Origin of the sequence: Azospirillum endophyticum (genome assembly GCF_016595245.1) — a bacterium.
GTDB lineage: Bacteria > Pseudomonadota > Alphaproteobacteria > Azospirillales > Azospirillaceae > Azospirillum > Azospirillum endophyticum.
The window spans coordinates 460,412-486,114 of the sequence record NZ_JAENHM010000073.1; the positions used below are offsets into that span (position 1 = coordinate 460,412).

A 25,703-nucleotide genomic window follows, 5' to 3' on the forward strand; every position below is an offset into this window, starting at 1 on the left:
GAAAGCGCGTCGCCGGTGCATCGAAAAGGAGGGAGGTTCCCCCATGCCGGAAACCCGGAAAGCCGATCTGGTCTTCGTCTACGTCACCACAGGCTCGAAGGAGGAGGCCTTGCGCATCGGCCGCATCCTGGTGGAGGAGCGGCTGGCCGCCTGCGCCAACGTGCTGGACGGCATGACCTCGGTCTATCGCTGGAACGGCGCGGTGGAGCAGGCCGAAGAAGCGGTGCTGATCGCCAAGACGCGGTCCTCCCTGTTCGACCGCCTCACCGACCGTGTGCGCGAGCTGCACAGCTATGATACGCCCTGCGTCGTCGAGTTGACGCTGGCGCGTGGCAACCCGGACTATCTGGACTGGTTGCGGGCCGAGACCGGCTGAACCGCGGAGATGTCGGGATCGGAAAGCAACATCTTGACGCCGATCAAAGTCGGGCGTTGCAGTTGCAGGTAGGAAGGACGCTGCCGGCGAGGCAACGTTGTCGCGCGTCATATCCGCATCGAATCAACGCAGCGCCGGCCCACCTTATCGAGGACACCGAGATCATGGACGATTGCTCCGCACACGGCCCCATTCCCCTGTCGCTGGACGAGGCGGTCTCGCGCGTCGCGCAGGGCTATGGCGCGGTGACCGGGACGGAGGAGGTGCCGCTGCGCCAAGCGCTCGGCCGGGTGCTGGCGGAGGAGGTCGTCGCCCCGGTCAACGTGCCGCCGGCCGACGTGTCCGCCATGGATGGCTGGGCCTTTGCCGCGGGAAGGGACGTTGAGGGCGAGACTTTCCGGCGGCTCGGCGTCGTCGGGCGGGTGCCGGCCGGCTCGGCCTTCGCCGGCGTGGTCGCCGTCGGCGAAGCGGTGCGCATCTTCACCGGCGCACCGGTCCCGGCCGGCGCCGACACCGTGGCGATGCAGGAGGATTGCCGGACCGACGGCGATGCCGTCCTGGTTCCGACCTCGCTGAAGCGCGGCGCCAACGTCCGCCTGGCGGGGGAGGACATGACCGCCGGTGCAGTGGTCCTGCATCCCGGCCAACGGCTGCGTGCCCAGGAGGTCGGCCTCGCCGCCGCGGTCGGCCGCTCCGGCCTGACGGTGCGCAAACGGCTGACGGTCGTGCTGTTCTCCACCGGCGACGAGCTGCGGGAGCCGGGCACGCCCAAGCCCGACCACGCCATCTATGACGCCAACCGCTACACCCTGGCGGCTCAGCTCGACGCGCTGGGGGTGGAGGTGCGCGATCTCGGCATCCTGCCCGACCGGCCAGACGCCACCCGCGCCGCGCTGGCCGAGGCGGCGGGCACCGCCGACCTGATCGTCACCAGCGGCGGCGTGTCGGTCGGCGAGGAGGACCATGTCAAGGCAGCGGTCAATGCGCTGGGCTCCATCGATCTGTGGACGCTGGCGATCAAGCCGGGCAAGCCGCTGGCACTGGGCCGGGTCGGCGACACGCCCTTCTTGGGACTGCCCGGCAACCCGGTGTCGGCGATGGTGACCTTCCTGCTGGTCGGCCGTCCACTGGTTCTGCGGCTGTCGGGAGCGAGCGGCATCGCCACGCCGCGCAGCCTGGTGGTGGCCGATTTCACCTTCACCAAGAAGCCCGGCCGCCGCGAGTTCCTGCGCGCCCGGCTGGAGCGCGGGCCGGACGGCCGTCCGGTCGCCGTCAAGTTTCCCAGCAACAGCTCCGGCGTGCTGACCTCGATGGTCGAAGCCGACGGGCTGGTCGACATGCCGGCCGAGGCCACCGCGGTGCGGCCGGGCGACCTGGTGGATTTCCTGCCCTTCACCGGTCTCTTCGCGTGACGCTGGAGCAATTGCGCATCTTCGCCACGGTGGCGGAGATGCTGCACTTCACCCGCGCGGCGGAAGTTCTGCACCTGTCGCAGCCGGCGGTCAGCGCCGCCATCGCGGCGCTGGAAGCGGAGCACGGTCTGCGCCTGTTCGACCGTATCGGCCGGCGGGTGGAGCTGACCGCCGCCGGCCAGCTGCTCCACGGTCAGGCCCGTTCCATCCTGGCGAAGGTGGAGGAGGCCGGGACCATGCTGGCCGAGCTGTCGGGCCTGTCGCGCGGCGCCCTGCGGCTGGCGGCGAGCCAGACGGTCGGCAATCACTGGCTGCCGCTGCATCTGCTGCGCTTTGCCGAAGCCTATCCGGGCATCCGCGTGGATCTGTCCATCGGCAACACCGAGCAGGTGGCCGAAGCGGTGCGCGACGGCCGGGCCGAACTCGGCATCGCCGAGGGGGTGGTGACGGACCCGCTGCTGGTGAGCGAGCCGATCGCGGGCGACCGGCTGCTGCTGGTGGTGGGGGCCGGGCACCCTTGGGCCGGGCTGGGACGGGTCGACCGCGACTCCCTGACTGCCGGGCGCTGGATCCTGCGTGAACCGGGCTCCGGCACCCGGGCGCTGTTCGAGGCGGCGCTTCGCGCCACCGGGATCGACCCCGGCGCGCTGGACGTCGCCATGACGCTTCCGGGCGGACGCATCATCCGGGCCGCCCTGCTGGCCGGGGTGGGGGCGAGCGTGCTGTCCGACCTGATCCTGACGGAGGAACTGGCCGCCGGCCGGATCGTCGCCCTGGAGGGGCTGGACCTGCCGTCCCGCCCCTTCCATCTGGTCCGTCATCGCGACCGCCATCGCAGTCTGGCGGAGCGTGCCTTCGTCCGCAGTGCACTGGAGGCCGGGCAGGGGCCGGCCTCCTGAGGGAATGCCGCTTCACGCCGTGCGCAGGGCGCGAACCCCTTGCGCAGCCAGCTCGACGGCGGCGAAGGCGAGCATCGAAATCCCCACCATCGGGAAGAAGAGGCCGGCGGCGACCGCCATGATGATCAACCCCTTCGAGGCCGTGGTATCGGCCGGAAGGCCGGGCGTGCCCAGGCTGCCCGCCGGACGGCGTTTCCACCACATCACCAGTCCCGACACCACCAGCCCGACCATCGCCACCAGGGCCGCCAGCAGGACGAGCTGGTTGGCCAGCCCGAAGGCCTGCCCCATGTGGATGCCGACCCCCCATTCCGCCAGCCTGCCGAAGACCCCGAGATCCTTCAGCTGCATGTCGAACAGCACGCTGCCGGTATATTGGTCGAGATGCACCACCCGTTCCCTGGTGACGTCCGCCGGATAGACCGACGCGGTGTAGACGCCGTCCGGTCTGGTCGGGATGACGACCGCATAGCCGGGCGCCATTCCTAGCCCCTCCACCGTCCGCACCACGTCGTCCAGCTTCGCCGGAACCCCGGCCGACGCCGTGGAGAGCGGCGTCGGCTGATTCTCGACGATCCAGGGGGCGTGGTCGATGGTGTCCTTCAGCGGCACGGTGGAGACCGGGTACTTGTCCCAATAGCCGTCGGGCATGCCCATGCCGACGGCATAGGCGAAGCCGTAGAAGGACTTGCCCCAATAGCCCGACCAGGGCAGGCCGGTCATCGCCAGGAAGACGATGAAGACGCTGACGAAGAGCCCGGTGACCGCATGCAGGTCGCGCCAGAACAGCCGCTTGCCCGGCCGGCCGCGCACGGTGACGACACCGCCCCTCTGGCCGTTCTTGCGGTCACGAGGCCACCACAGATAGAGGCCTGAGGCGGTCATCAGCACCATCCAGCCGGCGACCCCCTCGACGATGCGCTCGGCGAACCAGCCGACATATTGCAGGCTGTGCAGCTTGCGGACCACATACATCGTCGGCGATCCCGCGGCGCCGCCGTCCCACAGGCTGCCCAGCACCCGGCCGTTGTAGGGATCGAGGTAGATGGTGTCCTTGAGGCCGTCGGAGCCGACGATCCTCACCTCCGCGGCGCGATCCGGCACCGCCGGCGGGGAATAGCCCTTGAGAGTTCCGGGATGGGCCTCCAGCGCCTTGGCGACCAGGGCGGACGGCGCTAGCCGCTCGGCGTTCTGGGGGGCGACGATGCGCAGGTCGCGGTGCAGGCCGTCGTTGATTCCATCCTTGAACAGGTAGATGGCGCCGGTGACGGCGAGCAGGAGGATGATGGGGGCGGAAATCAGTCCGGCGAAGAAATGCCAGCGCCAGAGAATCCGGTAGAGGGCAGGGCCGATGGCTCCGCCTTGCAGAGTTCGAGTCATGGTTCGTCCATTCGGTCGTCGCGACGGGGATCGCCCGGGAGGCGGGCGGTTCAGTGCTGCGAAGGGCGACCGGATGGCGGCGCTTGGGAGTGGAAGGGCTTCAGCTCCTTCGGCCGGTGGACCTCGGCCTGCTTCGGCAGGTCCGGCGGCAGACCCGGACCCGCCGGCATGACGAGCAACAGCAAGGTCGGGAGCAGGGCGACATACTGGCCGAGCCAGCTGCAGGGCAGATGGAGGGGCTGAAGCTGCGGTTCGTCGGTTCCCTTGCCGTCCGGGAGGGGGAGGCCGTCCTTGTCCGCCGGCAGATAGACGAGTTCGCTGCCGGTGCAGATCGCGACATAGCCGTCGCGGTCGGCGACGCCGGCATAGGGGGCGGCGAGGCGGACGAACAGGCTCAAGCTCAGCGCGATCGCAAGCGCCAGCCCCCACCGTTCCTGCAGCCTGCGGCACTGTGCCAGCATCGGATTGTGATCGTCCTGCGGCCCCGAGGAGCGGATCGTTACCCGATCCACCGCCCATGGACAAGCACCGGTGGAATAGAATTAGCCGGCAAGCGTCGGACTACCCATCCGGTAGAAGGGTGCATCGGCGGTTCGGCCTATCGCAACCCACTGATTATCGGCGTTATAACCAGGGCGCTCCCGCTTACGGTTGTAAGGCGATAAAATGGTACGGCTGCTGACGCTCTTTTGGGTCCTGATGGTGATGGCTGTCGCGGCCGGTCCGGTACGGGCCGACTATACGCCGCCGGGAGCGCTTGCCGATGCGAGCGCCTACGCCAACGGCCTGCTGCTGAAATCGCCGCCGCAGCCCAAGCCGCAGGTGATCGCCGACCTGCTGAAGCAGGCGCGCGCCGCCCGCGACCGCAAGGACATGGCCGGCGCCATCCAGGCCTATGAGAAGACCATCACCCAGGGCGGCGGCTCGCCGTCGGTCTGGCTGGAGCTGAGCGCCGCTTGGCAGGCCGCCACCCCGCCCAACAAGGACCGCGCGCTGCAGAGCGCCGTGATGGCCGGGCAGTTCAATCCGAAGGACGAGGAGCGCGTCGCCATCCTCTGGCGCATCGCCACCCTGATGGACGAGGCGTTCGGCAAGCCGGACGAGGCGGTGAAGGCGCTGAAGTCGATTCGCGACATCGCTCCGCGGATGGAGGCGGCGACGGTGGACGCCCAGGCGCCCAAGCTGGAGGAGCGCATCGTCGCCATGCGCCGCAAGGCCGGGCTGGCGCTGACCAACGTCGCCGTCAATGCGGAGGGCAGCAGCCCCAACGTCTGCTTCCAGTTCTCCGACCGGCTGAGCGGCAAGCAGGGCGTGCGCTTCGACGACTATGTCCGGGTGGAGCCGCCGACCAAGATCGCCATCGAGGCGCGGGAGAACAGCCTGTGCCTGCGCGGCGTCAGCCACGGCACCGGCTACACCGTCACCCTGCGCCAGGGGCTGCCCGGCGAGGACGGCATCGCGCTGAAGGCCGACGAGACCCAGCGCGTGCGCGTGCCCGACCGGCCCTCGATGGCCGCCTTCCGCGGCTCCGCGTACATCTTGCCGCGCAAGGGCGCCGACGGCATCCCGGTGGTCAGCGTCAACACCGACCGGCTCGACGTGTCCGTCTACCGCATCGCCGACCGGGCGCTGGTGTCCAACAAGTATGAAGGCAACATCTTCAACGAGCTGACCAGCTATTCCGCCGACCGGCTGGCCCAGGAAAACGGCGAGCTGGTGTGGACCGGCTCGCTGGACGTGAAGGGGGAGCGCAACCGCGACACCACCGCGGCGATCCCGTTCCGTCAGGCCGTCGGCGACGATCCCAAGGCCGGCCTCTATGTCGTCACCGCCCGTCCGCACGACCTGGAGGAATCCGACCGCTGGGATGCCCTGGCGACCCAGTGGGTCCTGCTGTCCGACATCGGCCTGACCAGTTTCCGCGGCGCCGACGGGCTGACCGTCTTCGCCCGCTCCTTCGGCACGGCCAAGCCGATGCCGGGGGTCGACGTGGCGCTGGTCGCCCGCAACAACTCCGAACTGGCCCGGGCCAAGACCGACGAGTTCGGCCGCGCCCGCTTCGCACCCGGCCTGCTGAAGACCGGCGGCAACGCGCCCGAGATGGTGATGGCCTATCTCGGCACCGATTTCGCTATGCAGGACCTGACCGGCGCCGCCTTCGACCTCAGCGACCGCGGAGTCGGCGGGCGCCCGGCGCCGGGCCCGATGGACGCCTTCGTCTATTCCGACCGCGGGGTCTACCGCCAGGGCGAGACGGTGAACCTGTCGATCCTGCTGCGCGACGACAAGACCGAGGCGGTCGACAACTTCCCGCTGACGGTCAAGGTGCTGCGTCCGAGCGGCACCGAATATTACAGCGGTGCCCTCAAAGGCCAGGAGGCCGGCGGCTTCTTCCTGCCGCTGACCCTGACCCGCACGGCGCCGCTCGGCGGCTGGGAGGTGCAGGTCTACAGCGACCCGAAGGGCGAGCCGATCGGCCGCGGCTCCTTCCAGGTCGAGGATTTCGTGCCGGTCAAGCTGGCGCTCGACGTCACCGCCAGCGCGCCGATCCTGGTGCCGGGCCAGCCCTTCGAGGTGACGGCGCAGGGCCGCTTCCTTTACGGCCCGCCGGCCGCCGGGCTGGACGGCACCGCCGAGGTGGCGCTGAAGCCCGACCCGATGCCCTATCCGGCCTTCAAGGACTATCGCTTCGGCCGGGTGCAGGACAGCGTGACCGAGCGGCTCGATCCGCTGGAATTCCCGACCACCGACGAGCAGGGCGTGTCGCACGTCGCCGTGACTCTGCCGGAGCTGCCCGACACCAGCAAGCCGCTGCGCGCCGATATCCGCGTCACCCTGTCCGAGCCGGGCGGGCGTCCGGTCAGCAAGTCGGTGTCGGTCCCGGTGCGGCCGAAGACCCATGCGCTGGGCCTGCGCCCGCGCTTCTCCGACGGGCGCGTCGGGGATGGCGGAGAGGCGTCCTTCGACCTCGTCGCCGTGGCGCCGGACGGCAGCGCCATCGCCAAGCCCGGCATCAAGTGGGACCTGGTGGAGGAGCGCGTCTCCTTCGTCTGGTACCGCCGCGACGGGCGCTACAGCTACAACGCCACGGTGCGCGACGTGCCGCTGGCATCCGGCACCGTCGATGTCGGCGCCGACAAGCCGGCGCTGGTGGCGCTGGGCAAGCGCGACTTCGGCCGCTACCGGCTGGAGGTCACGGACAAGGCGGCCGGCGTCGCCAGCTCCTACCGCTTCTATTCGGGCTGGGCGAGCGGCGACGAGACCGCCGACATTCCGGACAAGCTGGAGGTCTCCACCGACAGGCAATCCTACAAGCCCGGCGAGACCGCGCGCATCCGCGTCGCTCCGCCCTTCGCCGGCGAGCTGCTGGTGACGGTGGCGACCGACCGCATCTTCGACGTCCGCACCATTTCGGTGCCGGCCGGCGGGACGACGGTGGAGATCCCGGTGGATGCCGCCTGGGGTCCGGGCGCCTATGTCACCGCCACCGCCTACCGTCCGCCGGTCAAGGGACGGGAACGGCAGCCGGTGCGCGCCATGGGCGTGGCCTGGGTCGGCGTCGATCCGTCTGTGCGCACGATGACCGTCGCGCTGGAGGCGCCGCAGGTGATCCGCCCGCGCAGCCGGCTGGAGGTCGGGGTCAAGGTGGCCGCAGCCGACGGCGGGTCGATGCAGGACACCTATGTCACGCTGGCCGCGGTCGACGAGGGCATCCTGCGCCTGACCGACTTCGCCAGCCCGCAACCGGAGAAATATTATTTCGGCAAGCGCCGGCTGGGTCTGGACATCCGTGACGATTACGGCCGGCTGATCGATCCGCTGGAGGGGCCCTATGGCGCCATGCGCCAGGGCGGCGACTCCAGCGGGGCCGGCCTGCCGGTGGTGCCTTTCACCGTGGTCTCGCTGTTCCACGGGCCGGTGAAGGTGGGGGCCGACGGCACCGCCCGCATCGGCTTCGACGTGCCGGACTTCAATGGCGAGCTCCGCCTGATGGCGGTGGCCTACAGCCGCGGCCGGGTCGGCTCCGCCGCCGGACCGGTGACGGTGCGCGATCCGATGGTGGCCGACGCCATCTTCCCGCGCTTCCTCGCCCCCGGCGACGACAGCCGGGTGACCCTGTCGCTGCACAATGTCGAGGCGGCGGCCGGCACCTACGAGGTCGCGGTCACCGCCCAGGATGCGGTGTCGGTGGAGGGCGGCAACCTCTCGGTTCCGCTGGCGAAGGGCGAGCGCAAGACGCTGGTGGTGCCGCTGAAGGGCGTCGCCGCCGGCATCGGACACGTCACCGTCGCGGTCAAGGGGCCGGAGAACCTGGCGCTGAACCACGACTACGGCATCACCGTCCGCCCGGCGCGCTCGGTCGAGACCCAGTTCGTCACGCGCCAGATCGCACCCGGCGAGAGCGTCCGCTTCGACGGCGCCGACCTTGCGACCTATCTGCCGGGAACCACCAGCTGGTCGGCCAGCTTCACCACCGCGCCGCCCTTCGACGTCGGCGGCATCCTGCGGGCGCTCGACCGCTACCCGTTCGGCTGCCTGGAGCAGACCGTCAGCCGTGCCCTGCCGCTGCTGGTGGTGAGCGACGTCGAGCTGGCGCTGGGCAAGGACCGCAAGCCGGACGACGGCCTGCAGGCGCGGGTCCAGCAGGCGATCTCCCGCACGCTGGACAAGCAGCGCTTCGACGGTGCCTTCGGCCTGTGGGGCGCCCATGACGAGGCCGATGGCTGGCTGAGCGCCTATGCCACCGAGTTCCTGGTCCGCGCCAAGCAGAAGGGCGAGGCGGTGCCGGACAAACCGCTGACCGATGCGCTCGCCTGGCTGCGCCAGCGCGCCATCGCCAGCGCGTCGGAGCCGGGAGATCTGGCGGTGCGCGCCTATGCCCTGCACACGCTGGCGCTGGCCGGGGTGTCTCTGCCGGGGCCGGCGCGCTACCTGCACGACACCGCGCTGGAGAAGCTGCCGACGCCGCTCGCCAAGGGGCAGCTCGGCGCGGCTCTGGCCCGGATGGGCGACCAGGAGCGGGCGGCCAGCGCCTTCGACAGCGCCGTCGGCCATCTGGCGCGCGAGGAATGGCATCTCGATTACGGCTCCACCGTCCGCGACGCCGCGGCGCTGGTGGCGCTGATGACCGAGGTCAACATGGCCGGCACCCGCATCCCGGCGCTGATCGACCGCCTGCCGGCCTCGGCCACCGCCGCCAACCGCACCAACACGCAGGAGAAGGCGTGGTCGGTGCTGGCCGCCGACGCGCTGCTGCGCGGCGCGCCGGCCAAGGTGGAGGTGACGCTGGGCGGTGCCAGGAAGGATGGCGCGCGGGTCGACCTGACCCCGACGCTGGCCCAGTTGAAGGCCGGCATCCCGGTCGCCAACGCGGGCAGGGCGGCGGTGTGGCAGGCGGTGTCGCTGTCCGGCGTGCCGATCGCGCCGCAGCCGGCGGCGCGCGAGGGGCTGCGCATCAAGCGCAACTTCTTCACCCGCAAGGGCGAGGTGCTGAATCTCGACACCGTCAAGCAGAACGACGTCTTCGTCGTCGTGCTGGAGGGCGAGGCCAACACCAAGCTGTTCCACCAGGGCATGGTCACCCATGCGCTGCCCGCCGGCTGGGAGATCGAGAACGCCAAGCTGGGCGGCGGCACGCCGGAGGAGATGCAGTGGCTGGGCGATCTCAGCTACACCCGCACGACCGAGGCGCGCGACGACCGCTATGTCGCCGCGGTGGATCTGACCGAGGACCAGCAGACCTTCAAGCTGGCCTTCGTCGTCCGCGCCATCACCCCCGGCACCTATGAACTGCCGGGCGCGACGGTGGAGGACATGTACAAGCCGCGCTTCTTCGCCCGCCAGACCACCGGGCGGATCACGGTCCATCCGGCGGAGTGACGATTGGCGTGGGTTTGGGCACGGCTGTTGCGGTTGAGGTCCGAGCGGAAACGTACCAACTCGGAAGCCCTTCTCCCCTTGCGGGAGAAGGGGTGGGATGAGGGGGGCGGCCGGCCGCACGGCCGGTGGAAATTCAAATTTGCGACCCCTCACCCCAACCCGCGGGTCGGCAAAACGCCGTTGGCGTTTGGCCGATCCCGCCCCACAAGGGGAGAGGGGCATCCACGCACGCGCAATTCCAAGAGGCAAGTCTGGCTTCGGCGGGCAGGCATCGCGGTGGCGGCTCTCGTCACCCTGGCGGGAACGGCATTGGTGCTCGACCGCCTGTTCCCGCCGCCGCTCGACCGGCTGGCCGACCTGTCGGTGACCGTCACCGACCGCAAGGGCCAGCCGCTGCGCGTCTTCACCAACGAGGCGGGGGCATGGCGGCTGCCGGCGACGGTCGACGACGTGTCGCCGCTGTTCGTCGAGCTGCTGCTGGCCTATGAGGACCGGCGGTTCGAAAGCCACGCCGGCATCGATCCGCTGGCCGTCCTGCGCGCGGCGGCGCAGAATCTGGGGGCGGGCCGGGTGGTCTCCGGCGCCTCCACCATCACCATGCAGGTCGCCCGCCTGCTGGAGCCGCGCCCGCGCACCTTCGGCGCCAAGCTGATCGAGGCGGCGCGGGCGGCGCAGCTGGAATGGCGCTACGACAAGCGCGACATCCTCGGCATGTATCTGACGCTCGCCCCCTATGGCGGCAACATCGAGGGGATCCGCGCGGCTTCGCAGATGCTGCTGGGCAAGGCGCCGGTGGAATTGGACGCGGCGGAGGCGGCGCTGCTGGTCTCGCTGCCGCAATCGCCCTCCCGGCTGCGGCCGGACCGCTATCCGGAGCGGGCGCGGGCGGCGCGCGACAAGGTGCTGGACCGGGTGGCGGAGGGGGGGGCGCTGTCGCCCAAGGCGGTGGCGGAGGCGAAGACCCTGCCGGTGCCCTCGGCCCGGCTGCCCTTGCCGGCTTCGGCCCCGCATCTGGCCGACCGGCTGCGCCTCGCCAATCCCGGCCGGCCCGTGATCGCCACCACAATCGACGGCACCCTGCAGCAGGCGGTCGAGGCATTGGGCCGCCGGGCGGCGGAAACGCTGAACCCGCAGGCCGGGCTGGCGGTTCTGGTGGTCGACAACCGCGACCGCTCGGTCCTGGCCTATCTCGGCAGTCCCAACGTCTTGGACGAGACGCGGCAGGGTCCCATCGACATGGTGCGGGCGGTGCGTTCGCCGGGGTCGGCGCTGAAGCCCTTCATCTATGGGCTGGGCTTCGACGACGGCATCATCCATCCGCTGACGCAGATCGCCGACGTCTCGACCCGCTTCGGCGACTGGGCGCCGCGCAACTTCGACCGCAGCTTCACCGGCGACCTGACGGTGATGGAGGCCTTGCAGCGCTCGCTCAACGTGCCGGCGGTGCTGGTGCTCGACCGGGTCGGACCGCTGCGTTTCGCCGAGGCGTTGCGCAAGGCCGGCGTCCGGCTGGTGCTGCCGGGTGGCACCGCGCTGCCGGGGCTGCCGGTGGCGCTGGGCGGCGCCTCGATCAACCTGTGGGACATGACGGCGCTCTACAGCGGGCTGGCGCGCGACGGGCTGGTGGCGCCGCTGCGCAGCATGCCCGACCAGCGGGACGGGACGGAGCAGCGGCTGCTGTCGGCCACCGCGGCGCAGCAGGTGCGGGCGATCCTGGAAGGCTCACCGCCGCCGCCGGGGGTGGTGCAGGCCCAGGAACTCCGCGGCAGCGGGCCGGTGGCGCTGAAGACCGGCACCAGCTACGGCTTCCGCGACGCCTGGGCCTTCGGCGTCACCGGGCGCTATACAGTCGGCGTGTGGGTCGGCCGGCCGGATGGCACGCCGAGCCCCGACCATTACGGCCGCAACACCGCCGCGCCGCTGCTGTTCGAAGTGTTCGACCGGCTGCCGGCCGAGCGCGGCCGTCCCGCCGGGCCGGTGCGCAACGAGGCGCCGCCGGAGCTGCTCCGCCATTTGCGTCCGGGCGAGGTGGAGTTGGCCGGATCGCGGCGGACCGACCGCCTGCACCTGACCTTCCCGGTCAGCGACATGGTGCTGGAGGCGCTGGGGCCGGACGGAAAGGGGGAGGCGATGACCCTCACGGCGGCCGGCGGGCGCCGTCCGCTGTCCTGGCTGATCGACGGGCGCCGCATCGCCCAGTCGCCCATCGCCCGCGAGGTGGTATGGCGGCCGGACGGGCCGGGCGTGGTGCGGGTCACGGTGGTGGACGCCGACGGCCGCAGCGACAGCGCGACCGTCGAGATTCGCTGAAGCCGCTAGGATGCGCGGGGCAGGCCGAAGGGGGTGTCGTCGCGCCGGCTCCACACCCGCGTGCGGACCCGCATCTGCTTCTGGCAATCCGCCGAGCAATAGAGCGGTGCCGGCCCCCGCGTGGACGGACGGACGAAGGGGCGGCCGCAGCAGGCGCAATGCAGCTGGCGGGTCGCGGTGTGCGGGATGGTGGCCGGACGGGCGGAGGAGGACATCTCGGATGGGGGTCTGTTGGTTTTTGGTGACCGCCAATATAGGGGTGGTGTGTTGCAGTTCCATGTTCGGGAAAACGCCTAGGACTGAATGGGTAGATGCCCTGTCCGGCGGCCGGGGAGCGTTGACCGCTTCCAACCGAAGGCCTATCTGGAAAGGCTGAAAACGAGCGGGAGCGGTGCGGTGCCGATGCGCGTCGCCGACTGGATGCGGAGGTTGACCGGAGTTGCGGGGGCTATGGTCCTCGTGATGCTCGGCCTGCTGCTGTGGTCGGGTGCCGCCGTCGCCGCATGCCCGCATGGCATGTCGGAGTCATCGGCCGCCACCGTCTCCGCTCCGACGCATTCGTCGCATTCGTCGCACGCGGCGACGGCGGTTAAGAGGGCAACCGACAAGATGGATCATGGCCGGCAGATGCCGGGCCGATCGCATCATGGGGTGCAGCCCTGTTGTGCCGGGATGGCTTGTGCCGCCATGCCTGTCGGGCTGCCGACTGCGGGGATGTCGTCGCCCCTCGGGTCGTCGAGGCTGCGATTGGGCTGGCCTGCCGGGCCGTTGCACGAGGGGTTGGGGCTGCGGCCCGATTTGCCGCCGCCGCGACTGGGATAAGTCCGGCGCACCGCCGGGTGCGCCCCTGAACGCGCCGCACGATCCCGTGCGGTGCCGATTCCGTCCGAGCTTCCTCCCGATCATCCGGAGTCCGTCATGACTCTCGCGCTTTCCCGCCGCCGTCTGCTGTCGACGGCGGTCGCCGGCGGCTGTGCCGCCCTGTTGCCAGCCATTCCCCGTTCCGTCCTGGCTGCCGCTCCGGCCGCCTCTCCCGTTGTCGGCGAAGCGCTTCGCCTGACCGTCGACCGCCGCACCCTGGAGGTGAACGGCAAGGCGGCCAGCGTGTTCGGCATCCGCCAGCCCGACGGCACGCCTGGGCTGGCCCTCGACCCTGGCCGCCGCTTCCTGGTCGACCTCGCCAACCGGGCGGGGGAGGAGACCGTCATCCATTGGCACGGCCAGACGCCGCCCTATGTGCAGGACGGCGTCGCCGACAGGAACCGGCCGGCGATCCGCGACGGCGAATCCGTCCGTTACGACTTTGCGCCGCGCACCGGCACCCACTGGATGCATTCCCACCACGGCCTGCAGGAGCAGCAGTTGATGGCGGCCCCGCTGGTGGTCCGCAGCGAGGACGACCAGCGCGCCGACGAGCAGGAGGTCACCCTCCTGCTGCACGACTTCACCTTCCGCGATCCGGCCGAGATCCTGGCTTCGCTCGGCGGCGCGTCCGGCGGGATGGGGCATGGCGGGCATGGCGCCGCGCCGGCGCAGGGTGCCATGGACCATGGCTCGATGAATCACGGTTCAATGAATCACGGCTCGATGGCACAGGGGAGCGGCCACGACATGGCCGGCATGGCCGGCGGCATGACGATGGATTTGAACGACGTCGACTACGACGCCTATCTCGCCAACGACCGCACGCTCGCCGATCCGGAGGTGCTGCGGGTGGAGCGGGGTGGGCGGGTGCGTCTGCGCGTCATCAACGGCGCCACCACCACCGCTTTCCATCTCGATCTCGGGCGCCTGACCGGGCAGGTGGTCGCGGCCGACGGCAATCCGGTCCATCCGGTGGCGGGGAGCCGCTTCGGCATCAGCATGGGCCAGCGGCTCGACATCCGCCTGACCCTGCCGGCCGAGGGCGGCGCCTTCCCGATCCTCGCCCTGCGCGAGGGCGCGGTGCAGCGCACCGGCCTCATCCTCGCCACGCCCGGGGCGGCGGTGGAGAAGGTCGCGGCGGTGGGACAGGCCGCGACCGACGCGCTGGACCTGTCGCTGGAACGGCAATTGGTTGCCATCGCGCCATTGCCGACGCGGGTGGCCGATCTGTCGCGGCGGATGCGGCTGACCGGCTCGATGTCGCCCTATGTCTGGAGCCTGGACGGGCTGACCTTCGGCGCGCACCGGCCGCTGCTGGTCCGGCAGGGCCAGCGGGTCGAGCTGACCTTCGAGAACGCCTCGATGATGGCGCATCCCATGCACCTGCACGGCCATCATTTCCAGGTGGTGGCTGTCGATGGACATCCGGTGGCGGGGGCGGTGCGTGACACCGTCCTGGTGCCGATGATGGGCAGCGTCACCGTCGCCTTCGATGCCGACAATCCCGGCCGCTGGCCGCTGCACTGCCACAACCTGCTGCACATGGCGACCGGGATGATGACCGAAGTGGTGTATGAGGGGTTCGTCTGAGCGACGGGGGTGGGGGCTTCGACGCCCCCACCTCGATCTCTCCCCCTCAGTAATGCGGCGGCGGCCGGTCGTCCTGCGGCGAGGCGATCGCGTATTCCGCCGCCTCGACCCGGTCGCGCATGCGCTTCATCTGGGCGGTCAGGCGGTCGATGGTCTGGCCCTGGGCGAAGATGACCTCCGACATCTCCTCCGCCATCCGCTCATGGTGGGCGAGGCGGCTTTCGAGATCGGCCAGACGCTGTTCGAGAGCAGAATCCATGACGGCACCGGTAGGCTGGAGAATGGGGAGCGGGCCGCAAAATGGACCATTCCCCGCTCCGGGTCGAGGAGCCTTTCCGCTCACGCCATCGCCGTGGTACCGGCCAGCCAGCCGGACAGGCCGGTCAGCACCAGGACGGTCAGGCTCGCCAGCCGCAGGGTCATCGGCGCCATCGCCAGCCCGCCCATCACCTTGTCGTTGCGCAGCAGCAACAGCATCGGGATCAGGATGAAGGGCAGGGTCAGGGCCAGCACCACCTGGCTCAGCACCAGCAGCCCGTCTACCGCGCCGTCGCCGGCACTGCCCAGCACCGCCAGCGCTGGGATCAGCGAGGCGCCGCGGGTGATCAGCGCACGGGTGACCGGACGCAGCCGCAGGTTCAGGAAACCCTCCGTCACCATCTGGCCGGCCATGGTGCCGGTGGTGGTCGAGCTTTGGCCGGCGGCCAGCAGGGCGATGGCGAAGACCAGGGCGGCGACGCCGCCGATACTGCTGCCCAGCAAGGCATGCGCATCCTCGATGCCGGGGGAACCGCCGGTGGTCACACCCTGGAAGGCCACGGCGGCGACCGCCAGGATGGCGCCGTTCACCAGGCCGGCCAACGCCAGCGCCGTCGATAGGTCGATGGTCAGCCAGCGGGCGGCCTGCCGCCGCTCCTCCTCGGTCTTCACTTCGGCCAGCCGTGCCTGCACCAGACCGGAGTGCAGGAACAAATTGTGCGGCATGACGGTGGCGCCGATGATGCCCAGCGACAGGTACAGCATCTCCGGATCGCGGGCCAATTCGATGCTCGGCACCAGTCCGGCCAGCAGGGCGGCTGGGTCGGGACGGGCGATCGCCAGCTCCCAGGCGAAGCAGACCACCACCACGCTCATCAGCGCGCCGACCACCAGTTCCGGTGCCCGGCCGCGGGCGCCGGGCAGGGCCAGGATGCCGAAGGTCAGCACGGCGGAGGCCACGACGCCGGCCATGATCGGAATGCCGAACAGCAGCTTCAGCGCGATGGCGCTGCCCAGCAGCTCGGCCAGATCGGTGGCGATCATCGCCAGTTCCGACACCGCCCACACCAGCATCGCCACCGGCCGTGGGAAGCGCTGGCGGATCAGCCGGGCCAGATCGGTGCCGGTCGCCAGCGTCAACCGGACGATCAGCCCCTGCAGGAAGATGCCGGCCAAGCTGGCGATCAGCACCGCCGACAGCAGGGCGAAGCCGAAGCTGGAGCCCGCCGCGATGTCCGTCGCCCAGTTGCCTGGGTCCATGTAGCCGACCGCCACCACGAAGCCGGGGCCGAGCATCGTCCAGAACCGGCGCCCGGTGGCGGGGGCACGGCTGGACATCGTGGCGGCGATGGTGGGGGATGCGGTCTTCACGCCGGTTGCTCCTGAACGGGGCGGCCAGGGGCTTGGCCGCTGATGCAACGATGGCAGAGCGTTACGATAGCGTCCAATCGACGATTTTTAACGTCTCGATAGGTATTGGCTATCGATATGGCGGCTCCGCCATGGCAGGTCCAATTCAGAACAGCGGGATGGTCCCTTCGTTCGCAGTGCAGCAGTGCCATGCGAACGAATTTTGCACGGAACCATCTGCGACGCTCAGCGGCGGCGTGGGCCGAAGCGTTTGCGTGGGGCGCCGCGGAAGCCGGCTGCGGGCGGCGGCTCCCGGCGGCGGGCGCGGGAGGCCAGGGCTTCCGACAGCCGCTGGCCGATGGCGTCGCGGGCGCTGCGCACGCGGTCGCGGTCGGGCAACGCCTCGGGGAATTTGCGCGAAGCCCAGAAATAGAGGTCGCAGGCCCGCGACGCCGCTTCCAGCACATCGGCGGCCAGCCCGTCGAACCGCGCCGGAATCAGCCGGCCGAGCGGCAGAACCTCCCCCGCCTCCATCGCGTCGAGGATGGCAGCGAAGACCTTGGCATCCTCCGCATCCTCCAGGTCGGCGGGGGCGAGCAGCAGGTCGAGCCTGGCCGACAGGGCGAGCCGGCGGGCGTCCAGCATCGGCGCGGCGCGGCGCAGTGCCGACAGGTCGGCCAGCCGGAAGGGAGAACCCGCCGTGGCGGCGCTGCCGAAACACTCCACCAGCAGCCGGGTCTCGTCGCTGTCGATGTGGTTGGCAAGACGGGCCAGCATGGCGCGGGTCGGGCGGACGGGCAGGGGGGCGTCGGCGTGCAGGCGGCGGTCCGGCGCCTCCAGCAGGCGCTTCAGCGCGGCGGGAGTGCCGCGGGCGATGACGCCGAAATGCCCCTCCTCGAACTGGCCGAAGCGGCCGGCACGGCCGGCGATCTGCTTCACCTCGGTCGCGGTCAGCGGGCGCACGGCGCTGCCGTCGAATTTCTCCAGCGCGGTGAACAGCACGCGGCGGCAGGGCAGGTTCAGCCCCATGCCGATGGCGTCGGTCGCCACCACCACGTCGGCGTCGCCGGACAGGAAGCGCGCCGCCTCGCGCCGCCGCACCGCCGGGGCCAGCGCGCCGTAGATGGCGGCGACCGATAGTCCTTGGGCCAGCAGCGTGTCGCGGACGCTGTGCACCTCCCGACGGGAGAAGGCGATCAGGGCGTCGCCGCGCTCCACCTCCGCCCAGTCCAGCCGGCGGTCGAGCATCGACAGCGGCGTTTTGCGGTCGAGCTCCACCACCTCCAGCGCCTCACCGAGATGGGCCGCGGCGCGTTCGACCAGCGGACGGACCTCCGGAGCGCCGAGGATGTAGACGGTCTCCGCCGGCACACCCATCAGCGCGGCGGTCCAGGCCCAGCCGCGCGACGGATCGGCCAGCATCTGAATCTCGTCGATCACCGCCACCTCGACCGGACGGTCGGGATCCATCACCTCGATGGTGGACGCGGTGTGGCGGGCGCCGGGGGTACGGATTTCCTCCTCCCCCGTGATCAGGGTGGTGGGGGTGCCCTCCGCGTTCAGCCGCTCCATCACCTCCAGCGCCAACAGGCGCAGCGGGGCGAGATAGACGCCGTCGCGCGCCTCGCGCAACGCGGTGATGGCGCGGTGGGTCTTGCCGGAGTTGGTCGGGCCGATCACCAGGACCAGCCGGCGATTCATGCCGCGCGCCACCGGGAACAGTCGCTCGAAGCGAGAGAAGTCGAAATGGCGGTCGACATAAATCCGGCCGCGCGCCTCGGCCCGGTCGCGCCGCCACTGGTCGTAATCGCGCTCCCAACGGTCGATCAACTCGTCGGCTTCCGACCGGTTGCGGGCGGTCTTGCCCAGCCGCTCGGCAAGGTTGGCGAATCCCCAGTCGGGATCGTCGCCGGCCCGCTCGGCCAGATCGCGCAGCCGGGCGGCGACACCGGACAGGGCATCGTCCAGCGCGGCGTGCAGTGCCGGATCATGGTCCAGCCGGGCCGACAGCTCGGCATCGGAGAGGTCCGACAGTTCCAGCGCGTCGAAGGTCCGCGACACCTGCAGCCGGATCGCCGGTGACAGGCCGGGCCAGGGCAACTCGTCGCTCCGCACGGCACGGACGCGGGTGCGGTCCTCGCAGGACAGCAGGGCGGTGTGGCTGCCGGCCAGCGTGCGCCGGCCCTGGGCCAGCAGAGCGTCGCGGCGTTGGGCGCGGTCGATCCGGCCGGCGATCTCCAGCAGGATGGCCTCGCGCCGTTCCGCCGGCACCAACAGGTCGCGCTTGCCCTTCGGCAGCGGCAGGCCGAGCGGCACCAGCCCGCGCGCCTCGGCGTCGGGCATCCGCAGCACGCCGGCCGCACCCAGCGTCGTCACCTCGGGATGGGCGACGGCGAGGTCGTGGACCAGATGCGGGTCGGCGGCCGGGGTATCGGAATCGTCGGTCATGCGGCCTGTCCGGAAGCGATGTGGTGCAGCACGATGCCGCTGGTGGTCGCCACGTTGAGGGAATCGAAGTCGCCGGCCATCGGGATGCGGACGCTGCGGGCGCGCGCCAGAAAGGGCGGGGGCAGGCCGGGTCCCTCCGACCCGAACAGCAGGGCAGCGCGTCGCGGCGGGTCAAGGGCGGCCAGCGTCTCGGCACCGGCTGGGCTGAGCGCCACCGCCTCGAACTCGAAGCGGTCGAGCAGGGCGAGCGGATCATCGTCCGGAGCGAGCCTCGCCGTCGGCACCAGCAGCGTCGCCCCCACCGAGACGCGGATCGCTTTGCGGTAGAGCGGATCGCAGCAGCCGGGATCGAGGATCACCGCATCGGCACCGAAGGCGGCGGCGTTGCGGAAGATGCCGCCCATGTTGTCGTGGTTGCCGATGCCGAACAGCATCACCACGCGGGCGACCGGGCCGCAGGCGCCCAGCAGGTCGGCCGCGGTCGGCACGGCTGCCTTTTCCCCCACGGCCAGGATGCCGCGGTGCAGGGGGAAGCCGGCGATGCGGTCCAGCACGGTCTGGGTGGCGGTATAGACGGGGGTGTCCGCCGACAATGCCGCCAGCATCGGCTCCAGCGCCGTCACCCGCTTGTCGGCGATCAGCAGCGAGCGGGCGCGGTAGCGGGTCGATTGGACGAGGCTGCGCACCACGACCGCGCCCTCGGCGATGAACAGCCCGTCGCGGCCGACCAGATCGCGCTCCCGCACGTCGCGGTAGGATTCGATGCGCGGGTCTTCGGGGTCGGTGATCGCAAGGATGGTGGGCAAGGGGCGCTCGGCGTCTGGAGAAGGGTGATCGTGTAAAGCTCCCTCTCCCGTCCCGGGAGAGGGAAGGGGCCCAAGCGGAGCTTGGGAAGGGTGAGGGATGATCCAAGGAACCATGCGGTTCTTGAGGCTTGGGCAACCCCTCACCCTCCCCACTTCGTGGGTCCCCTCCCTCTCCCGGGGCGGGAGAGGGCGATCATCGCCACATGCTATAGCCCCGGCGTCGGGGGCGTGGGCGAATTTTGTGTATGTGCACGCGGCATTTCCAATGTCGTTGCCATGCCTCCATGGACATACCCCCTTGCCGATGCACAAGCCTCCGCTCATGTTGCAATGCAGCAAATCTTGTTGGAGACGTGCCGGCCATGACCATGATCCGAACGCTGTGGAACCGCATGCGTGGACGGGCAAAGCCTGCGCCGCGCGCTCTGCCGGCGGAACCGCTGGAGTTGTCAGGGCCAGGGGCGATACCGGCCCTGCCGCCGCCCAAACCGACCTTGGCGCTGGCGTTGCAGGGCGGCGGGGCGCATGGCGCCTTCACCTGGGGGGTGCTCGACCGGTTGCTGGAGGAGGATATCCGTCTGGTCGGGGTCAGCGGGGCCAGTGCCGGGGCGATGAACGCCACCATGCTGGTGCAGGGCTGGGCGAGGGGCGGATGCGCCGGGGCGAGGGCGGAGCTTGCCAATTTCTGGGAGCGGGTCAGCGCCGCCGGGCGGCTGGGCCCGATCCGGCCGAGCCCGACCGACCGGCTGCTCGGCCGCTGGAACGTCGATCATGCGCCGGGGAGCCATCTGGTGGACTGGGCGCGGCGCTGGATCAGCCCCTATCGGACGCAGTCGGCGGATTTCCATCCGCTGCGCGGACTTCTGGGTGAATTGGTGGAGCCGGAACTGATCCGGCGGAGCGGGTTGCGGCTGTTCGTCAGCGCCACCAATGTGCGGAGCGGCGCCTTGAGGCTGTTCGACGAGACGGAGGTCGGGGTCGACCATCTGCTCGCATCGGCCTGTCTGCCGAACCTGTTCCGCGCGGTGCGGATCGACGGGCAGGACTATTGGGACGGCGGCTATCTCGCCAATCCGCCGCTGTCTCCGCTGGCATCGGCCTGTCCCGGCGCCGACCTGATGGTGGTGGCGATCAACCCGTTGACCTGCGCCACCACGCCGGAGGACCCGGCCGGCATCGCCGCCCGGCTGAACCAGATCACCTTCAACGCCGCCCTGTTGCAGGAGATGCGGTGCCTGTCCGCCCGCGCCGACGCCCCCCGCCTGCACCTGATCGGCGCGGACGAGCATCTGCAGGATCTGGGGCTATATTCCAAGCTGATGACCGACTGGAGCTTCCTGAACTGGCTGCGCGATGCCGGGCGCGAGGCGGCGGGGTGCTGGGTGGAGGAGAATCTGCGGGCCGTCGGCAGAGAGAGTTCGGCGCGGTCGCCGGCGCTGGCGTGAGTCTGCTCACTCCGCCGGGTGCTGCCCCGTCGGGTGCTGCCGGGCATCGGGGTCGGCATGGGCGAACCGGCGCTTCATCAGGCGCGACAGCCCGTCGAGATAGGTCAGCGCCACCGGCACCACCAGCAGGGTCAGGATGGTGGAGGACAAGAGGCCGCCGATCACCGCATGGGCCATCGGTGCCCGCTGCTGCGCGCCCTCGCCGATGCCGAGCGCCAGCGGCAGCATGCCGAAGATCATCGCCGCCGTGGTCATCACGATGGGGCGCAGGCGGATGATGCCGGCCTCCACCAGCGCATCCTGCAGGCCGGCGCCGCGCTTGCGGGCCTGGTTGGCGAAATCGACCAGCAGGATGGCGTTCTTGGTCACCAACCCCATCAGCATGATGAAGCCGATGGCGCTGAAGATGTTCAGCGTCGATCCCGCCGCCAGCAGCCCCAGGAACACGCCGACCAGCGAGAGCGGCAGCGAGGCCATGATGGCGAGCGGCTGCAGGAAGCTGCCGAACTGCGAGGCCAGGATCAGGTAGATCAGGATGACGGCGAGCGCCAGCGCCTGTGCCGCATAGCCGCTGGTCTCCGCGATGTCCTTGGTCGAGCCGCCGAAGACGATGCGGTAGCCGGGCGGCAGTTCGATCTTCGCCAGCGCCGCCTGCAGATCGCGGCCGGCGTCGCCGGCGGCGCGGCCCTGCACGTTGGCCTGGACGTTCACCTCGCGCTGCAGGTCGCGCCGGTTGATCTGCGAGGCGCCGAGCGTCGTCGTCACCTCCGCCACCTGGGACAGCGGGATCATGCGCGGCGTGCCGTTGGCATCCACGCCCCCGGAGAAATAGATGCGGTCGAGATCGGCGCGGCCGGCGCGGTCGCCCTCCGGCAGCCGGACCAGCACCTCGTAGCTCTCGCCGTCCGGCGCCTTCCAGCTCGACACCGTGTCGCCGGCGAACAGCGGGCGCAGGGTGTCGGCCACCTTGGCGGTGCCGATGCCGAGGTCGCTGGCGAGATCCCGCTCCAGCCGCACCGCCAGCGTCGGCTTGGCCGCCTTCAGCGTGCTGTCGACGTCGACGAAGCCGGGGATGGCGCGCATGGTGCCGATGACCGTCTGCGACAGCCGGTCCAGCTCGGCGATGTCGCGGCCCTGCACCGAGACCTGGATCTGCTTCTGCACGCCGCCGACGCCGGGAATGGCGATGCCGATGGTGACGCCGGGGATCGCCGACAGCCGTTCGCGCAGCAGGGGCGCGAGGTCGTTGGGCGAGCGCCTGCGCTGGTCGATCGGGGTGTAGCGCAGATAGATGCTGCCGCGGTTGCGGCCGACCGAAACGCCGGTGTTGACGGTGCTGTAGGTGTAGGCGATCTCCGGGAATTCGCGGATCGCCGCCTCGACTTGGCGGGTCTTGGCGGTGGTCGCGGCCAGCGACGATCCGACGGGGGTCTCGACCTCGACGATCTGCTCGCCGAGATCGGCCGCCGGAACGAACTCCACGCCGATGCGCGGCACCAGCAGAAAGCTGCCGAAGAAGATCGCCAGCGCCACGATCACCACCAGCCAGCGCCGGCGCAAGCCCCAGCGCAGCAGCCGGCCATAGCCCTGCGACAGCGCGTCGAAGCCGCGCTCGAACCCTGCGGCGAAGCGGCCGAAGACGGAGCGGCCGTGGCGGCCATGCGCCGCCGGATCATACCACAGGCTGGACAGCATCGGGTCGAGCGTGAAGGACACGAACAGCGAGATCAGCACCGCCGCCGAGACGGTGATGCCGAACTGGAGGAAGAAGCGGCCGATGATGCCGCCCATGAAAGCGACCGGCAGGAAGACAGCGACGATGGTCAGCGTGGTCGCCAGCACCGCCAGCCCGATCTCCGCCGTGCCGTCGAGCGCGGCCTGCCGGTGGCCCTGGCCACGGGCGAGATGGCGCATGATGTTCTCGCGCACGACGATGGCGTCGTCGATCAGGATGCCGATGGCGAGCGACAGCGCCATCAGCGTCATCATGTTCAGCGTGAAGCCCATCGCCGCCAGCATGCCGAAGGTGCCGAGCACGGCGACCGGCAGGGTCAGCGCGGTGATGACCGTGCTGCGCCAGGATCCGAGGAAGACCATGACGATCAGGATGGTCAGGATGCCGCCTTCGACCAGCGTTTCCTGCACGTTGCTGAGCGAGTTGGTGATGCCGCGGGAGCTGTCGCGCACCACCGCCAGCGTCACGTCCGCCGGCAGCGAGCCGTTGGTCCGCAGATCCTGGATCGCCGCATGCAGGCCGCGGGCGACCTCCACCGTGTTGGCGCCCTGGACCTTCACCACATCGACCGCCAGCGCCGGGTTGCCGTTCAGCAGCGCCGCGGAATCCTGCTCCTCCTGGCCGTCGATCACCTCGGCGACCTGACCCAGCCGCACCGGGCTGCTGCCGCGGCGGGCGACGATCAGGTCCAGCAGGTCGCGCGGGTTGCGCACGCGTCCCTCCACCTGCACCACGCGTTCCCGCCCCTGGCCGGTGACGGTGCCGGCGGGCACGTCCTGGTTCTCGCCGGTGACGGTGGCGATCACCTCGTCGACGCCGACAGTCAGCGCCTCCAGCTTCTCCGGCTTCAGGCGCACCAGGATCTGGCGCTTGACCCCGCCGACGATGGTGGCCTTGCCGACGCCGCGGACATTCTGTAACCGCTTCAGGATGATCTGGTCGGTGAGCGTGGTGAGGTCACGCAACGGCCGCAGGTCGGAGGTGACGGCGATGGACAGGATCGGCTGGTCGTCCGGGTTGAAGCGGGTGATCTGCGGATCCTTCACCTCGTCGCGGAAGGCCGCGCGGATGGCCGAGACCTTCTCGCGCACGTCCTGCAAGGCCTGGACCGACGAGGTCTTCAAATCGAACTCGGCGATCACCACCGACTGGCCCTCGTAGGAGCGCGAGGTCAGCGTCTTGATGCCGGCGATGGTGTTGATCGCATCCTCAACGGGCCTGGTGATGTCGGTCTCCACCGTCTCCGGGCTGGCGCCGGGATAGGCGGTGCTGACCACCACCACCGGAAAATCGACGTCGGGAAACAGGTCGACACCCAGCCGGTTGTAGGAGAAGAGGCCGAGCACCATCAGCGCCACCATCATCATGGTGGCGAAGACCGGATTGTCGACGCTGATGCGGGTGATCGGCATAAGAGTGTCCCGGGGTCAGGAGCCGGTGCCGCCGCCGGCGACCGTGACGGGCCGGCCGGCGGTCAGGCCGGGCAGGTTGCCGGTGACGACCCGGTCGCCCGGCGCCAGCCCGTCCACCTGCACGAGGTCGCCGCGCGCCCAGGACGCCGCCCGGGTCACCGGCCGGCGCAGGGTGCGGCCATCGGCGACGACCAGGACGAAGTCGCCCTGGTCGTCATGGCGCACGGCGACCGGCGGCACGGCGATGGCGTTCGATGCCTGCGCCACTAGGACCTCGCCGCCGGCGAACATGCCGCCGCGCAGCGCCCCATCCCTGTTGTCGATCGTCACATAGACCGGAATGGCCCGCGAACCCGCCCGTGCCATCGGGTTGATGCGGGCGACGCGGCCGGCGAACTCCCGCTCGCCGAAGCCCTCCACCCGCAGGGCGGCGGTCTGGCCGACGGCGAGCCGCGCCACGGCTTCCGCCGGGACGGTCGCCTCGACCTCCACCCGCGACAGGTCGACGATGGTGAACATCGCGGCGTTCACCGCCAGCGTCTCCCCCGGATTGACCGAGCGGATGGCGACCATCCCGTCGATCGGGCTGACCACCACCGCATCGCGCAAGGCCTTGCGCGCCAGCTCCACCTGGGCTGCCAACGCGTCGACCTGGGCGCGCTGGAAGCCGAAGCTGCTTTCCGCCTGATCCAGGCTGGTGTCGGAGACGATGTTGCTGCGGTTCAGCGTGCGGTTCTTGGCCAGCGTCTTTTCGGCGAGCACCAGCTGGGCGCGGGCACCTTCCAGGTTGGCCTGCTTCTCGTTCAGGCGGGCCGTCAGTTCGACCGTGTCGAACCGGGCCAGCACGTCGCTGCGGCGGACCGGCTGGCCTTCGCGCACCGGCACCTCGGCCAGCCGCGCCGCAACCTCCGCCTTCACCGCCGACTGCTCCATCGGCGAGACGGAACCGCTGAGCCGCACCGTCTCGGTCAGCGCGCGGGGGGCGACCGCCGTCACTTCCAGGGCCGTCAGCTCGACCGGCCGTTCGGCTGCGGGGACGGTCGGGGCGGGGAGCGGGGCCGCCGGGCTGCGGGCACGCCACAGGACGATCCCGCCGCCGGCCAGCAGCAGCACCAGCAGGACCGCCAGCAGCCTGCCGAACCGCCGCCGCGGACGGGGTGGAGGAGGGGCGACGCCCGGCGCCGGCCGCTGGGAGGGAAGGGGCTGCGGGGCCGGCGGGACGGTCCGTTGCGGGGCGTTCATGTTCGTCGATCCAGTTCGGCCGGCCCGTCGGGGTGAGGCGGCATCGGTTGAAGGCCCGGCCGCCGCGTTCGCCCAAGGGGCGCACTCCATTAAGGATGGCGTGGATGTTCCGTCAAGGTTCCCATTGTCGCGCCTTGTGACGGGAGCGTCCTGTCCAAACGGACAGGGAAGATCGGCATAGCGGTATTTGCCCAAAATCCTAATTGTCGACTTTTTCACAAGAGATAATTCGGGCAACTTTAAGGCATCTTCGGGACAGGAATCGGCAAACGGCCGTGATGTCGCTTGACAGGCGT

General features: G+C 70.5%; 16 protein-coding genes. 7 read left to right on the top strand and 9 right to left on the bottom strand.

The features are described from left to right. The first annotated feature begins 43 nt into the window (after nucleotides 1-43). The 3 genes from cutA (at nucleotide 44) to JHL17_RS29110 (ending at nucleotide 2,687) form a co-directional block, all read left to right on the top strand. Nucleotides 44-376, top strand: coding sequence for a divalent-cation tolerance protein CutA (cutA, locus tag JHL17_RS29100; protein WP_200198119.1), 333 nt, complete (start codon nucleotides 44-46; stop codon nucleotides 374-376). Between the two features lie 164 nt (nucleotides 377-540). Then, nucleotides 541-1,788, top strand: a complete 1,248-nt coding sequence (locus JHL17_RS29105) for a molybdopterin molybdotransferase MoeA (RefSeq protein ID WP_200198120.1) — start codon at nucleotides 541-543, stop codon at nucleotides 1,786-1,788. Next, complete coding sequence (locus tag JHL17_RS29110; protein ID WP_200198121.1) at nucleotides 1,785-2,687, top strand: LysR substrate-binding domain-containing protein; 903 nt, start codon at nucleotides 1,785-1,787, stop codon at nucleotides 2,685-2,687. The genes JHL17_RS29105 and JHL17_RS29110 overlap by 4 nt, the downstream gene beginning before the upstream one ends. A gap of 12 nt (nucleotides 2,688-2,699) precedes the next feature. Here the strand turns inward: JHL17_RS29110 and JHL17_RS29115 are convergent, their stop codons facing one another. Further along, nucleotides 2,700-4,067 carry a PepSY-associated TM helix domain-containing protein gene (locus tag JHL17_RS29115; protein WP_200198122.1) on the bottom strand — a complete coding sequence of 456 codons (1,368 nt, stop codon included), beginning with the start codon at nucleotides 4,065-4,067 and terminating at the stop codon, nucleotides 2,700-2,702. 50 nt (nucleotides 4,068-4,117) lie between these two features. Beyond that, nucleotides 4,118-4,528 (bottom strand): hypothetical protein, encoded by a 411-nt coding sequence (locus tag JHL17_RS29120; protein WP_200198123.1) that lies wholly within the window; start codon nucleotides 4,526-4,528, stop codon nucleotides 4,118-4,120. A 205-nt stretch (nucleotides 4,529-4,733) separates the two neighbouring features. On the opposite strand from JHL17_RS29120, the gene JHL17_RS29125 reads away from it, so the two are divergent. Together JHL17_RS29125 and pbpC are read left to right on the top strand one after the other, a co-directional pair. Continuing rightward, nucleotides 4,734-9,947, top strand: a complete 5,214-nt coding sequence (locus JHL17_RS29125; protein ID WP_200198124.1) for an alpha-2-macroglobulin family protein — start codon at nucleotides 4,734-4,736, stop codon at nucleotides 9,945-9,947. A gap of 276 nt (nucleotides 9,948-10,223) precedes the next feature. After that, on the top strand, nucleotides 10,224-12,257 hold the full coding sequence (gene pbpC, locus JHL17_RS29130; RefSeq protein ID WP_200198125.1) for a penicillin-binding protein 1C: 2,034 nt from the start codon (nucleotides 10,224-10,226) through the stop codon (nucleotides 12,255-12,257). Between the two features lie 5 nt (nucleotides 12,258-12,262). On the opposite strand, the gene JHL17_RS29135 is transcribed toward pbpC, so the two are convergent. Further along, complete coding sequence (locus JHL17_RS29135) at nucleotides 12,263-12,472, bottom strand: hypothetical protein (protein WP_200198126.1); 210 nt, start codon at nucleotides 12,470-12,472, stop codon at nucleotides 12,263-12,265. Nucleotides 12,473-13,175: 703 nt separating this feature from the next. Here JHL17_RS29135 and JHL17_RS29140 point away from each other — a divergent pair. Then, nucleotides 13,176-14,711, top strand: a complete 1,536-nt coding sequence (locus tag JHL17_RS29140) for a multicopper oxidase family protein (RefSeq protein WP_200198127.1) — start codon at nucleotides 13,176-13,178, stop codon at nucleotides 14,709-14,711. Between the two features lie 46 nt (nucleotides 14,712-14,757). Here JHL17_RS29140 and JHL17_RS29145 read toward each other — a convergent pair whose 3' ends face one another. From JHL17_RS29145 to JHL17_RS29160, 4 genes are all read right to left on the bottom strand, one after another. Beyond that, entirely contained in the window at nucleotides 14,758-14,970 is a 213-nt protein-coding gene (locus JHL17_RS29145; protein WP_200198128.1) for a SlyX family protein, read from the bottom strand. Nucleotides 14,971-15,050: 80 nt separating this feature from the next. Further along, a complete protein-coding gene (locus JHL17_RS29150) occupies nucleotides 15,051-16,340 on the bottom strand; it encodes an Nramp family divalent metal transporter (RefSeq protein ID WP_200198129.1) in 1,290 nt (429 codons plus the stop codon). 225 nt (nucleotides 16,341-16,565) lie between these two features. Next, on the bottom strand, nucleotides 16,566-18,767 hold the full coding sequence (locus JHL17_RS29155; protein WP_200198130.1) for a helicase-related protein: 2,202 nt from the start codon (nucleotides 18,765-18,767) through the stop codon (nucleotides 16,566-16,568). Next, nucleotides 18,764-19,573 carry a TrmH family RNA methyltransferase gene (locus JHL17_RS29160; protein WP_247893880.1) on the bottom strand — a complete coding sequence of 270 codons (810 nt, stop codon included), beginning with the start codon at nucleotides 19,571-19,573 and terminating at the stop codon, nucleotides 18,764-18,766. Before JHL17_RS29160 ends, JHL17_RS29155 begins: the two co-directional genes overlap by 4 nt. 362 nt (nucleotides 19,574-19,935) lie before the next feature. Here JHL17_RS29160 and JHL17_RS29165 point away from each other — a divergent pair, with 362 nt between their 5' ends. After that, complete coding sequence (locus tag JHL17_RS29165) at nucleotides 19,936-21,018, top strand: patatin-like phospholipase family protein (protein WP_211113581.1); 1,083 nt, start codon at nucleotides 19,936-19,938, stop codon at nucleotides 21,016-21,018. A gap of 6 nt (nucleotides 21,019-21,024) precedes the next feature. Here JHL17_RS29165 and JHL17_RS29170 read toward each other — a convergent pair whose 3' ends face one another. Beyond that, the gene (locus JHL17_RS29170; protein WP_200198132.1) at nucleotides 21,025-24,165 is read right to left on the bottom strand and encodes an efflux RND transporter permease subunit; all 3,141 of its coding nucleotides are present in this window, start codon (nucleotides 24,163-24,165) and stop codon (nucleotides 21,025-21,027) included. 15 nt (nucleotides 24,166-24,180) lie between these two features. Beyond that, nucleotides 24,181-25,407 carry an efflux RND transporter periplasmic adaptor subunit gene (locus tag JHL17_RS29175; protein WP_200198133.1) on the bottom strand — a complete coding sequence of 409 codons (1,227 nt, stop codon included), beginning with the start codon at nucleotides 25,405-25,407 and terminating at the stop codon, nucleotides 24,181-24,183. Nucleotides 25,408-25,703: the final 296 nt, after the last annotated feature.

Excerpts from the sequence above, each read along its gene's own strand:
- JHL17_RS29145 (WP_200198128.1), bottom strand. The coding sequence starts at position 14,970 with ATGGATTCTGCTCTCGAACAGCGTCTGGCCGATCTCGAAAGCCGCCTC.
- JHL17_RS29165 (WP_211113581.1), top strand. The coding sequence starts at position 19,936 with ATGACCATGATCCGAACGCTGTGGAACCGCATGCGTGGACGGGCAAAG.
- JHL17_RS29120 (WP_200198123.1), bottom strand. The coding sequence starts at position 4,528 with ATGCTGGCACAGTGCCGCAGGCTGCAGGAACGGTGGGGGCTGGCGCTT.
- JHL17_RS29115 (WP_200198122.1), bottom strand. The coding sequence starts at position 4,067 with ATGACTCGAACTCTGCAAGGCGGAGCCATCGGCCCTGCCCTCTACCGG.
- JHL17_RS29170 (WP_200198132.1), bottom strand. The coding sequence starts at position 24,165 with ATGCCGATCACCCGCATCAGCGTCGACAATCCGGTCTTCGCCACCATG.
- JHL17_RS29105 (WP_200198120.1), top strand. The coding sequence starts at position 541 with ATGGACGATTGCTCCGCACACGGCCCCATTCCCCTGTCGCTGGACGAG.
- JHL17_RS29140 (WP_200198127.1), top strand. The coding sequence starts at position 13,176 with ATGACTCTCGCGCTTTCCCGCCGCCGTCTGCTGTCGACGGCGGTCGCC.
- JHL17_RS29135 (WP_200198126.1), bottom strand. The coding sequence starts at position 12,472 with ATGTCCTCCTCCGCCCGTCCGGCCACCATCCCGCACACCGCGACCCGC.
- cutA (WP_200198119.1), top strand. The coding sequence starts at position 44 with ATGCCGGAAACCCGGAAAGCCGATCTGGTCTTCGTCTACGTCACCACA.
- JHL17_RS29155 (WP_200198130.1), bottom strand. The coding sequence starts at position 18,767 with ATGACCGACGATTCCGATACCCCGGCCGCCGACCCGCATCTGGTCCAC.
- JHL17_RS29175 (WP_200198133.1), bottom strand. The coding sequence starts at position 25,407 with ATGAACGCCCCGCAACGGACCGTCCCGCCGGCCCCGCAGCCCCTTCCC.
- JHL17_RS29125 (WP_200198124.1), top strand. The coding sequence starts at position 4,734 with ATGGTACGGCTGCTGACGCTCTTTTGGGTCCTGATGGTGATGGCTGTC.